Source organism: Kitasatospora sp. NPDC048722 (assembly GCF_040650235.1).
GTDB lineage: Bacteria > Actinomycetota > Actinomycetes > Streptomycetales > Streptomycetaceae > Kitasatospora.
This window is the reverse complement of sequence record NZ_JBEZGX010000032.1, coordinates 53,498-62,584: the sequence shown is the minus strand read 5'-3', so window position 1 is coordinate 62,584 and position 9,087 is coordinate 53,498. Positions and strand designations below refer to the sequence as shown.

At 75.5% G+C, this 9,087-nt stretch carries 12 protein-coding genes; 5 read left to right on the top strand and 7 right to left on the bottom strand.

Annotated features, from left to right (window positions below; translation table 11 throughout):
- Positions 1-4: 4 nt before the first annotated feature.
- The 4 genes from AB0C76_RS23425 to AB0C76_RS23410 form a co-directional block, all read right to left on the bottom strand.
- The gene (locus AB0C76_RS23425) at positions 5-523 is read right to left on the bottom strand and encodes a copper chaperone PCu(A)C (RefSeq protein WP_359968675.1); all 519 of its coding nucleotides are present in this window, start codon (positions 521-523) and stop codon (positions 5-7) included.
- A 52-nt stretch (positions 524-575) separates the two neighbouring features.
- Positions 576-1,244: an SCO family protein gene (locus tag AB0C76_RS23420; protein WP_359968672.1), complete on the bottom strand. Its 669-nt coding sequence runs from the start codon at positions 1,242-1,244 to the stop codon at positions 576-578.
- A gap of 77 nt (positions 1,245-1,321) precedes the next feature.
- Positions 1,322-2,083, bottom strand: a complete 762-nt coding sequence (locus tag AB0C76_RS23415; protein ID WP_359968669.1) for a YcnI family protein — start codon at positions 2,081-2,083, stop codon at positions 1,322-1,324.
- 183 nt (positions 2,084-2,266) lie between these two features.
- Positions 2,267-3,109 (bottom strand): hypothetical protein, encoded by an 843-nt coding sequence (locus AB0C76_RS23410; RefSeq protein WP_359968667.1) that lies wholly within the window; start codon positions 3,107-3,109, stop codon positions 2,267-2,269.
- Between the two features lie 229 nt (positions 3,110-3,338).
- On the opposite strand from AB0C76_RS23410, the gene AB0C76_RS23405 reads away from it, so the two are divergent.
- Positions 3,339-3,974, top strand: coding sequence for an ATP-binding protein (locus AB0C76_RS23405; protein WP_359968664.1), 636 nt, complete (start codon positions 3,339-3,341; stop codon positions 3,972-3,974).
- Between the two features lie 12 nt (positions 3,975-3,986).
- On the opposite strand, the gene AB0C76_RS23400 is transcribed toward AB0C76_RS23405, so the two are convergent.
- Entirely contained in the window at positions 3,987-4,868 is an 882-nt protein-coding gene (locus tag AB0C76_RS23400) for an LPXTG cell wall anchor domain-containing protein (protein ID WP_359968661.1), read from the bottom strand.
- 95 nt (positions 4,869-4,963) lie between these two features.
- Positions 4,964-5,902: an LAETG motif-containing sortase-dependent surface protein gene (locus AB0C76_RS23395; RefSeq protein WP_359968659.1), complete on the bottom strand. Its 939-nt coding sequence runs from the start codon at positions 5,900-5,902 to the stop codon at positions 4,964-4,966.
- A gap of 231 nt (positions 5,903-6,133) precedes the next feature.
- On the opposite strand from AB0C76_RS23395, the gene AB0C76_RS23390 reads away from it, so the two are divergent.
- The 4 genes from AB0C76_RS23390 to AB0C76_RS23375 all read left to right on the top strand — a co-directional run bounded on the left by AB0C76_RS23390 (position 6,134) and on the right by AB0C76_RS23375 (position 8,731).
- Positions 6,134-6,364 carry a hypothetical protein gene (locus AB0C76_RS23390; protein ID WP_359968656.1) on the top strand — a complete coding sequence of 77 codons (231 nt, stop codon included), beginning with the start codon at positions 6,134-6,136 and terminating at the stop codon, positions 6,362-6,364.
- A 29-nt stretch (positions 6,365-6,393) separates the two neighbouring features.
- Positions 6,394-7,716, top strand: a complete 1,323-nt coding sequence (locus AB0C76_RS23385; protein ID WP_359968653.1) for an amidase — start codon at positions 6,394-6,396, stop codon at positions 7,714-7,716.
- Between the two features lie 120 nt (positions 7,717-7,836).
- Positions 7,837-8,097: a hypothetical protein gene (locus AB0C76_RS23380; RefSeq protein ID WP_359968650.1), complete on the top strand. Its 261-nt coding sequence runs from the start codon at positions 7,837-7,839 to the stop codon at positions 8,095-8,097.
- A 25-nt stretch (positions 8,098-8,122) separates the two neighbouring features.
- Complete coding sequence (locus AB0C76_RS23375) at positions 8,123-8,731, top strand: TIGR03086 family metal-binding protein (protein WP_359968648.1); 609 nt, start codon at positions 8,123-8,125, stop codon at positions 8,729-8,731.
- Between the two features lie 33 nt (positions 8,732-8,764).
- Here the strand turns inward: AB0C76_RS23375 and AB0C76_RS23370 are convergent, their stop codons facing one another.
- On the bottom strand, positions 8,765-8,890 hold the full coding sequence (locus AB0C76_RS23370; RefSeq protein WP_359968645.1) for a hypothetical protein: 126 nt from the start codon (positions 8,888-8,890) through the stop codon (positions 8,765-8,767).
- Between the last annotated feature and the right edge of the window lie 197 nt (positions 8,891-9,087).

Genomic DNA, 9,087 nt, shown 5'->3' with positions numbered 1-9,087 from the left:
GACCCTAACTCTGGCCGGGACGGTAGGTGAGCTCCTTGACCGGCACCTTGACGGAGACGGTGCCGGACTTGGCGAAGGTCAGGTCGAGCTCCAGCTCGTCCCCGAGGGCCGGGGCCTTCTGCCATCCCATGATCATGAGATGGGTGCCGCCCCGGGTGAACTGCAGTGTGCCGTGCGCGGGCACGTCCAGCCGGTCGACCTGCTCCATGCTCGACGCCGTCGACCGGTGCATGGTGACCGACCCGGCGCCGGGGCTGGTCACCTTGACCAGCTGGTCCTCGCCGCCGTCGTTGCGCACGGTCAGGTAGCCGGCCGCCATCCCGCCCGCCGGGGGCAGCGGGATGTAGGAGTCGGCGACGCTCAGCCGGGCCGCCCCTCCGGCCGCCCCTCCGGCCGCGCCTTCCTGGCCGCCCGCCCCGCAGGCGGCCAGGAAGGCGCCGCCGCCCAGGGCCGTCGCCAGCACCGCGCCGGTGAGCGCCGTCCGCCGGAAGCCGAGCACCGTCCGCCCGTGCACGGCGCTCATGCGCCCGCCTCGCGCGAACCGCACCCCTCGATGACGAGCCCGCTCCGCTCGCTCATGCCGCGACCCCCTTGGCGAGCAGCGGCAGGTCGTGCTGGTAGGTCTTCACCTCGGTGCCGCTCATGTACAGCACGTGCGCCTTGTCGTCCGAGGGGAGGAAGGCCAGCACCTGCGCGCCGTGGGTGGAGGTGACGGTCCCGTCGGCGTTGACCACCGGGTCCTCGATCATGATGCCGAGCGACCGGGCGGCGGTCTTGACCTTCTCCAGGTCGCCGGTGAGGCCTATGAAGTCGCTGCCCATCGAGTCGAGCCAGGTGCGCAGCACCTTGGGCGTGTCGCGCTGCGGGTCGGTGGAGACGAACACGACGTCGATCTTCTGCCGCTCCTCGGGGGAGAGGCCCTTCATCGCGACACCGATGTCGCCCATGGTGGTCGGGCAGACGTCCGGGCAGCTGGTGTAGCCGAAGAAGAGCAGCAGGCTCTTGCCGTTGGTGCGCTGGCGCAGGTCGAAGGGCTGGCCCGAGGTGTCGGTCAGCGTCAGGTCCGGCTTCTCGAAGTTCTTGGCGAGCTTGGTGCCCTCGTACGGCGTGGCGTCCTTCTGCTGCGTCACCTTGGCGGCGGTCGAGCCGCCGCCGGAGGAGCCGCAGGCGGTCAGCGTGAGGGCGGCGGCCAGGGCGACGGCGGCCGCGCCGGCCAGGCGGGCGGTGCGGGTGGTGCGGGGCATGCGGGTTCCGATCGTGCGCGGTGGTCCGCCGGCGGGGCCGCTCCCGGGGCGCGGGAGCGGCCCCGCCGGCGCGGGGGTCAGGAGGCGGTGCCGCTCTTGCGGCGCAGGCCGATCACGCCGACGGCGGTGCCGATCACGCCGACGACGATGCCGACGACGCCGAGCACCCGGGCGGTGGAGTCGCTGCTCTTCTTGTCGCCGTCCGAGGCCTGGGCCTGGTCGGCGCTGTCGTCGTGCCCGTGGCCGCCCGCGGCCGGGGAGGCCGTGGCGGAGACGCCGTGGCCGTCGTCGCCGGAGGCCTTGGTGAGCTTCAGGACGGGCGCCGGGTGGGCCGGCTCGGGCTGGCCGGCCTGGGACTCGTCGATCCAGCGGACGACGTCGCCGTTGTCGTAGGTCTGCAGGGCCTTGAAGGCCATGCTGTCGGCGTCGGACGGCAGCGGGCCGAGCGAGACGCGGAACTCCTGGAACTGCCCGGGGGCGATCTTGGTGCCGGCGTCGGCGGTCCAGGTGATCTTGGAGACGGCCTCGTTGACGTCGGCGCCGTGTACCTTGATCGGCTTGTCGAGCTTGGCCTTCTCGACGGTCGCGGTCCAGCCCGGCATCGGCAGCGTCCGGACCGAGGCGAGCGGGTGGTCCAGCGGGAGGTTGACCTCCAGCTTCACGGTGCTCGCCGAGTCGCTCTCGTTCGGCACCCGGAAGTCGACGGCCGTGTAACCGCCCTGGGCGGCCGAGCCCGGGTTCACGGTGACGTGCGCGAAGGCCGGGCCGGCCAGCACCACGACGGAGGTGGCGGCGACGGCGAGGGCGGCCGCGATGCGGCGGGCGGGAAGGGAACGCATGGGTTCGGTGGTCTCCGTTCGGAGCTCGGCGGACCGGCCCGCCGGGATCAGGCCCGGTCGGGGTCCGCGCGTGGGGACGTGTGGGGTGGAACGGCGCACGGACCGCCGCGACGTGAACGCGGGTGCGGCCCGGCGACCTGCGCACGCCCGGTACCCGGCGGGAACGGGGTACCAGGGGGCTGGTCAGTACGCGAACACCCCGGCCGGCGGCCCGCGCCGCACCACGCTGTGCCGCAACGCGGCACCCCCGGGCAGCGGGTGCTCCCCGCCCCGGACACCGAACCGGCGGGCCGGGCCCGCCGCCCCGAACAGACCCCGCAGCAGCGCCGCGACCAGCGCGAACGCCGACCGCAGGGGCGCCGCCCAGTGCTCGCGCGCGGCCGTCGCGGCCACCCGCACCAGCCGCCACAGCGCCGCCTCGCCTCGCCGCAGCCACCAGCCGGCCACCAGGGCCGCGGCCAGGTGGCCCGCCAGCATCGCCGGCGTCATGCCGAACACGCCGCCCTGCCACCACGGCACGGCCGGGAACGCGGCCGGGTCCAGCCCCGCCGACGACACCAGCTGCTCGGCCGTCGGACCGCCCGGCAGCCCGGCCAGCGTGCCCGGGTGCGCCTCGTTGCAGATCAGCCGGCCGGCCACCTGCGGCAGGGTCAGCGGGCCGGAACCGCCGTGGTGCATCCCGGCCATCGAGCCGGCGGCGCCGGAGTCACCGAAGAGGGCGCCGAAGCCGTGGAAGAGGCAGTGCAGAGCCAGCTGGCCCGCGCCCAGCGCACCGGCGATGGCCGCCAGCGAACGCTCCCGCGCGCCGAACGCCACCGCGAGCACCAGCACCGCCGCGAAGCCCGTCGCGAGGGCGGGCAGGGCGACGTCGCCGCCGCCCGTCAGGGCGTGCCCGACGGCCGCGATCAGGGTGCAGACGAGGGCGAACGGAACGGCCCTGGCAAGCCGCAGGTCCCAGGCGGCGGCCCCCACCGGCGCGTCCGGTGCAGGGGCGCCCGGGTGCGGGGCGGCGGCGAGGGCAGTCATGGCCGGGCCATCATCTCATCGCCCACCACGCCACCGGGGGCAGGGTGGGAAATGCCTACGAATCCTCCGTCCGGCCGAGGCGCGTGCGCCCGCGTGTGCGCCGCTCGGCACAGACCACCGCGCCAGTCCATCCGCCGAACGGGCGGTCGCGGACCTTCGTCACGGTTCACCGGCGGAACGGCCGGAGATACCTAGTTGTATGTGGAGCCGCAGCCAGGAGGGACCTCCCGTGGACATCTGGTGGACTCTGCACCTCAAGCGCGACCCGGCCAGCGTCCCGCTGGCCCGGCGCATCCTGCTCGGTGCCATGGCGACGGCGGGCGTCGACCCGCAGATCGCCGACGACCTCGGCGTCGCGCTCAGCGAGGCCTGCGCCAACGCCGTCGAGCACGGCGCCGACGGGCGGCCCGACGATGGCTTCCAGGTCACCGCGTCGATCTGCGGCGACCGCCTGCGGATCGAGGTCACCGACTCCGGCCCCGGCCTGCCCGCGCCGACCGCGGCCCCCTCGCCGCTGCCCCGGCGCCGCCCGTCGGCCCCGCCCCAGGCCCACCCGGCCCCGCGCCGCTCCCGCCGCGGGCGCGCGACCGTCCCCGCCCGCGTGCTGACCGGGCACCGCCCGCGCCGTGACGGCCGCCCCTACGACACCCACGTCCTGCCCTGCCGCCCCCAGCCCCCGACGCTGCGCCCGGTGGACCTCGACACCCTTCCCGACCTCACCGCCGAATCCGGCCGGGGCCTCTTCCTCATCCACGCGCTCACCGACCACGTCCAGCTCCGCAACCACCCCCTGCGGGGGGCGATCGTGAGCTTCGACAAGATCCTCAAGTGGCAGGACGGCGCGCTGCTCCAAGCGGCGTCGTAGCCGTGCGCCGGATCAGTCCTCTTCGACCGCGGTGGTGCGGCGGCGGGTGAGCAGCAGGAGAGCGGCGCCCAGCGCGATGGTGGCGGCGCCGGTGACCGCGATGGGGGTGGAGTTGGTGCCGCCGCCGGTGTCGGCGAGCTGGCCGGCGGTGCGGACCGGGCTCGGCGCGGGGGCCGGGGCGGTCGTGCCGGAGGCGCCGGCCGGGGCGCGGTCGGTCACCGCGAAGGTGCCGCCGGTGCTCGCGGTCAGCTGGGGGCAGGTGTACTTCTTCGCCGGGGCCGAACCGATCGGCAGCACCTCGGACTTGGCCGCGAACGCGAAGCGGTAGTCCCCGAGCGCCGCGCCCGCTCCGGCCGTCACCCGCACCTGGAGGGTCAGCTTCTGGCCGTGCTCGACCCCGTAGGTGCCGGCGTTCGTCCCCGTGAGCGGCTTCCAGTCGCCGCCGGGCGCGCGCAGCTTGACGTCGAGCCCGGTGGCCGCGCCGTCCTTGCCGGCCAGCGTGAAGGTCGTGGCCAGCTCGCGGACCGTCGCGCTGCTGGTGTTGTCGAAGGTCACCGAGAGCTCGCCGGGCGCTCCGCCGGTCACCACGGCGCCGCCGGCCGGGCCGGTGGCGGTGGCCGGCATCGGGGAGGCCATCGGGCCCTCGGGGCAGTTGTACGGCCACGGCGAGCCGGTGGCCGCCGGGGTCGCGGCGGCGGTGGGCGTGCCGGCCGCGGTGGGCGTCGCCGCCGGGGCGGTGGTGGCGGGCGCGGTCGGCTCCCCGGTGGCCGGGGCGGTCGGGCTCGCCGAGGTCGTGGGGGCCGGGTCGGCGAGGGCCGGGGCGGCGCCGGCGGCGACCGTGCCGGTGGTGAGCACGAGCAGGGCGCAGGCTGCGGGCAGCCGGGGGGAACGCATGGTCGGGGCTCCAGCGGTGGGGTCGGGTTGTCGCTCTCCGGCTGGGAAGACCACCGAGGGGCGGGAACGGTTGTCCCCGCCCCTCGGTGAGTTGGTCAGCTGTTCGCGCCGGCCTTGCGACGGCGGAGGAAGAACAGGGTGCCGGCGCCCGCGACGAGCACCGCGGCACCGCCGACGGCGATCGGCAGGGTGTTGGACGAGGCGCCGGTCTCGGCCAGGTGCGGGCCCGCGGTGGCCGGGGCGGACGGCGACGCGGCGGTGGCGGTCGCCGGGGTGGTGGCGACCGGGGCGGTGGCGGCCGGGGCGGTGGCGGCACCCGCCTCGGCGACCTGGAAGTTGCCCTCGAAGTCGGCGAGGAACTGCGTGCAGGCGTTCGGCTTGTTGTTGGCCGGAGTGGGGACCTTGTCGTTGTCGAACGCGTCCGAGCCGGCCTCGTAGTTGCCGCCGTACTTGCCGGCCGGGGCCTTGGCGTTGGCGGCGATCCGCAGCTGGACGGTGAACTTCTCGCCCTTGGCCAGCTTGAAGTCCTGCATCTGCAGGACGCGGTCCTTGTCGGTCAGCTGCTTCCAGCCGCCGGCGGTCTTCAGCTGGATGGTGAAGAACTCCGGGCTCCAGTCGACCGGGCGCTCCTGCATCTCGTCGGTGAGGTAGAGCGAGTTGTGGACGACCGGCAGGTCGACGCCGCTGTTGTTCTCCCAGGTCAGGCTGACTTCGGCGGCCGGGCCGCCCTTGACCAGGGTGGTGCCGTACAGGCCGGTGCCGGTGACCTTGAGGAGCCCGCTCTGGTAGACACCGCCGTGGCAGCGGTCGCTGTTGGTCGGCGTGGGGACGGGCAGGCCGGTCGGCTTGGCGGTCGGCTCGCCGGTGGGGGCGGTCGGCGCCGGGGTGCCCGGGGCGGCCGTCGCGGTGGGGGCGCCGGTGGGGGCGGTCGGGGTCGGCGTGATGCCGACGGCGCTCGCGGTGGCGGCGCCGACCGTGGCGCCGAGCGAGAGCGCCACGAGGGTGGACGCGGCCAGGAGGCGGGAAGAGCGCACGGTCAATGCTCCAGATTCGGGTGAATTCTGTCCGTTTTCAGGCGACTTGGGGCAGCGACGGCGGGCGTCGGCGGTGGTCGCGCCCGCGAACCATACCGGTCGGGGGTGGCCTGTTTTCGATCAGGGGGTGTCGAAATGCGATCGATGTAAAAGGACGCCTGGTGCGGCCCGTGGTCCGGCCCGAGTCCGCCCCGGTTGCCGGGCCGTTCGGGGGGTCGGACGATGGGGGGCATGATGCACCAGATGCGAGCCGAGTACGGCGCCGGCGGTCGGTCGGACGGGGTGCGGCTGTGGCACGTGGTCCGGGGTGCCGAGCAGGTCGCGATGTGCGGTCGGGAGCTGGAGGCGGGGGCGCCGGTCCGGGACGTGGTGGACTGGGGGAAGACCCCCGAACTCTGCTGCCACACCTGCGGGGCGTACTACCTGCGGGAGTCGCCGTACCTGGGCGCCGAGCACCGGTAGCGCCAGGCGTGCGGGCTACCGTGATCGGCATGGAGGAACCCCTCGTCCGGCCCCGGTCGCTGACCCGCGAGGCCGCCGAACTGCGCGCCGGCGATCCGCCGTTGACCGAGTACGTCGATCGGCTGTGCGCTCGTGTCGAGCGGATCGACCCGCTGATCCACGCCTTCGTTCCCGAGCCCGGGCGCCACCGCCGGCTGCACCAGGAGGCCCGCGCGCTGGCCGGGCGGTACCCGGAGCCGGACGGCCGACCGCCGCTGTACGGGGTGGCTGTCGGGATCAAGGACATCATCCACGTGGACGGCCTGCCCACCCACGCCGGATCCGCCCTGCCCCCGGGCGTGCTCGCGGGGCCGCAGGCCGTCGTCGTGGACCGGCTGCGGGCGGCCGGGGCGCTCGTGGCGGGCAAGACGGCGACGGCCGAGTTCGCGGCCAGCGCGCCGGGTCCGACCCGCAATCCGCACCACCCGGGCCACACCCCGGGCGGGTCGAGCAGCGGGTCGGCGGCGGCGGTCGCGGCCGGGCTGGTGACTCTCGCGGTGGGCACGCAGACGGTCGGCTCGGTGATCCGGCCTGCCGCGTACTGCGGGGTCGTGGGCTTCCGGCCGACGTACGGACGGATCCCGATGGCGGGGGTGATCCCGAACGCGCCGTCCTTCGACACGCTGGGCGTGTTCGCCGCGGACGTGGCCGGGGCGGCCCTGGCGGCCGGACTGCTCTGCGACGGCTGGGACCGGGCCGGGGCGGGCGCCGTCCGGAGGCCGCCGGTGCTCGGCGTGCCGGACCGCCGGTACCTGGAGCGGGCCGACGCGGAGGCGCTGCGGACGTACGACGCGCAGGTGGAGCGGTTCGAGGCGGCCGGGATGACGGTGCGGCGGCTGGACTTCGGGATCGGGTTCGAGGAGATCGTCCGGCAGTTGCAGACGGTCAACCGCTTCGAGCTGGCCCGCAGTCACGCCGACTGGTTCGCCCGCTTCGGCTCCCTCTACCGCCCGGAGACGGTCGCGAGCATCCGGCAGGGCCAGGGCGTCGCGGCGGAGGACCGCGAGGCCGCGCTCCGGGCGCGCGAGCACCTGCGCGAGCTGGTCGCCGGGTCGATGCGCGAGCACGCGGTGGACCTCTGGCTGGCGCCGTCCGCCACCGGCGGGGCGCCGAAGGGCCTGCACAGCACGGGGGACGCGGTGATGTCGCTGCCGTGGAGCCACCTCGGCCTGCCCGCCGTGAGCCTGCCCGCCGGACGGACGGCGGACGGGCTGCCGCTGGGCCTCCAACTCGTCGGCGCGGCAGGCCGGGACGAATCCCTGCTGTCCTTCGCCGCCTTCCTGGAAACGGAGTCGGCGGGGCGCCGGCCCTAGGGGTGCCGGCGCGCAGCAGGCGCCGAGCGGCTGGTGGCCATCGCCGGAGGCGGCTAATTCGCCTTCCTGCCAAGGGCGTTCCGCGCCGGTCCGGGCCTGAACATCGCTGTGGAGGGGGACTTGGCGCACCGCATCGAGCACGAGCCGTTCGACGGCGTCGAGAAGCCGCGGCGGCGCTTCGCCGCGGTCCACCGTCCGAAAGAGATCGACGCCCGGATCCCCGTCGTGCACGATGAGGGCGATCCAGTGGTCGGCCCGGACTGCGCCCACCGGCTCAAGGCCGCCCACGGCGACCGCCACGGCCTGCTGCTCACCCGGGGCCGGGCCCCCGCAGGACCGTCACCGAACCCACCGTCATCGACCGAGCCGTCGGCTTCGTGACCGCCGGCCAGGAGAGTGCGATCCGATGGAACTGACAGCGCTGTACGCCCGCTCGGTGGAACTGGCCGCCGAGGTCGTCGACACCGTCACGCCGGAGCACCTGGAGCTGGCGACCCCGTGCGGGGACTGGAACCTGCGCCGGCTGATGGAACACGTGGTCGGGCAGCACCAGGGCTTCGCCGCCGCCGCGCGCGGCGCCGGGCCGGACCTCGCGCTGTGGGCCGACGCCGCGGTCGGCGACGACCCGGCGGGCGCCTTCCGGCGCACGGCGGAGGACCTCAAGGCGGCGTTCGCCGAGGCCGCCGCGGCGGACCGGAAGCTGTGGCTGCCCGAGATCCGCGACGGCGGCCCGTTCCCGCTGGACCTGGCGGTGGGCTTCCAGCTCGTCGACACGCTGGTGCACGGCTGGGACGTCGCGGCCGCCCTCGGCACGCCGTCCGGCCTCGTGGCGGCCGTCGACGCCGACCCGGTGCTGGCCGGGGCGCTGGTGTCGGTGTCCGAGCTGGTCCCGGCCGGGCCGGAGAGCCGCGGGCCGGACCGCGCGTTCCGCGAGCGCCTCCCGCAGGACGGCGCCCGCGGGCCGTTCGAGCGCGCGCTGGCGCTGCTCGGCCGCGACCCGGCCTGGACGCCCTGAGGCCGGCGAGGCCTCGGGAGCGCGCCCGGACGGTCAGCCGCCCGGCCGCTCGGGCCCGCGTGGCTCGTCGGGGAAGCGCGGCCCGCCGATCAGGTACAACAGCGCGGCGGTCGGGAAGCCGAGCCCGGCGGCCAGCAACACGATGAACTGCCAGAACATGTCCCGCTCCTCGTCGATCGGGAGCCGTCGGGGGCGGCGCCGCCGGAACCGTCAGTCCTTGGTGCGGCCCGCCACCCGAAGGTGGACCGCAAACCCGACCGGCCCTGATTGGCCGAATTGTCCACTCGGTATCCGACGGTATGGCCGGATTGCCCCGGCTGCCACCGGACGCCGGCCACCCCGAGCACCCCGGCACG

Excerpts from the sequence above, each read along its gene's own strand:
- AB0C76_RS23425 (WP_359968675.1), bottom strand. The coding sequence starts at position 523 with ATGAGCGCCGTGCACGGGCGGACGGTGCTCGGCTTCCGGCGGACGGCG.
- AB0C76_RS23420 (WP_359968672.1), bottom strand. The coding sequence starts at position 1,244 with ATGCCCCGCACCACCCGCACCGCCCGCCTGGCCGGCGCGGCCGCCGTC.
- AB0C76_RS23415 (WP_359968669.1), bottom strand. The coding sequence starts at position 2,083 with ATGCGTTCCCTTCCCGCCCGCCGCATCGCGGCCGCCCTCGCCGTCGCC.
- AB0C76_RS23410 (WP_359968667.1), bottom strand. The coding sequence starts at position 3,109 with ATGACTGCCCTCGCCGCCGCCCCGCACCCGGGCGCCCCTGCACCGGAC.
- AB0C76_RS23400 (WP_359968661.1), bottom strand. The coding sequence starts at position 4,868 with ATGCGTTCCCCCCGGCTGCCCGCAGCCTGCGCCCTGCTCGTGCTCACC.
- AB0C76_RS23390 (WP_359968656.1), top strand. The coding sequence starts at position 6,134 with ATGATGCACCAGATGCGAGCCGAGTACGGCGCCGGCGGTCGGTCGGAC.
- AB0C76_RS23385 (WP_359968653.1), top strand. The coding sequence starts at position 6,394 with ATGGAGGAACCCCTCGTCCGGCCCCGGTCGCTGACCCGCGAGGCCGCC.
- AB0C76_RS23375 (WP_359968648.1), top strand. The coding sequence starts at position 8,123 with ATGGAACTGACAGCGCTGTACGCCCGCTCGGTGGAACTGGCCGCCGAG.
- AB0C76_RS23370 (WP_359968645.1), bottom strand. The coding sequence starts at position 8,890 with ATGTTCTGGCAGTTCATCGTGTTGCTGGCCGCCGGGCTCGGCTTCCCG.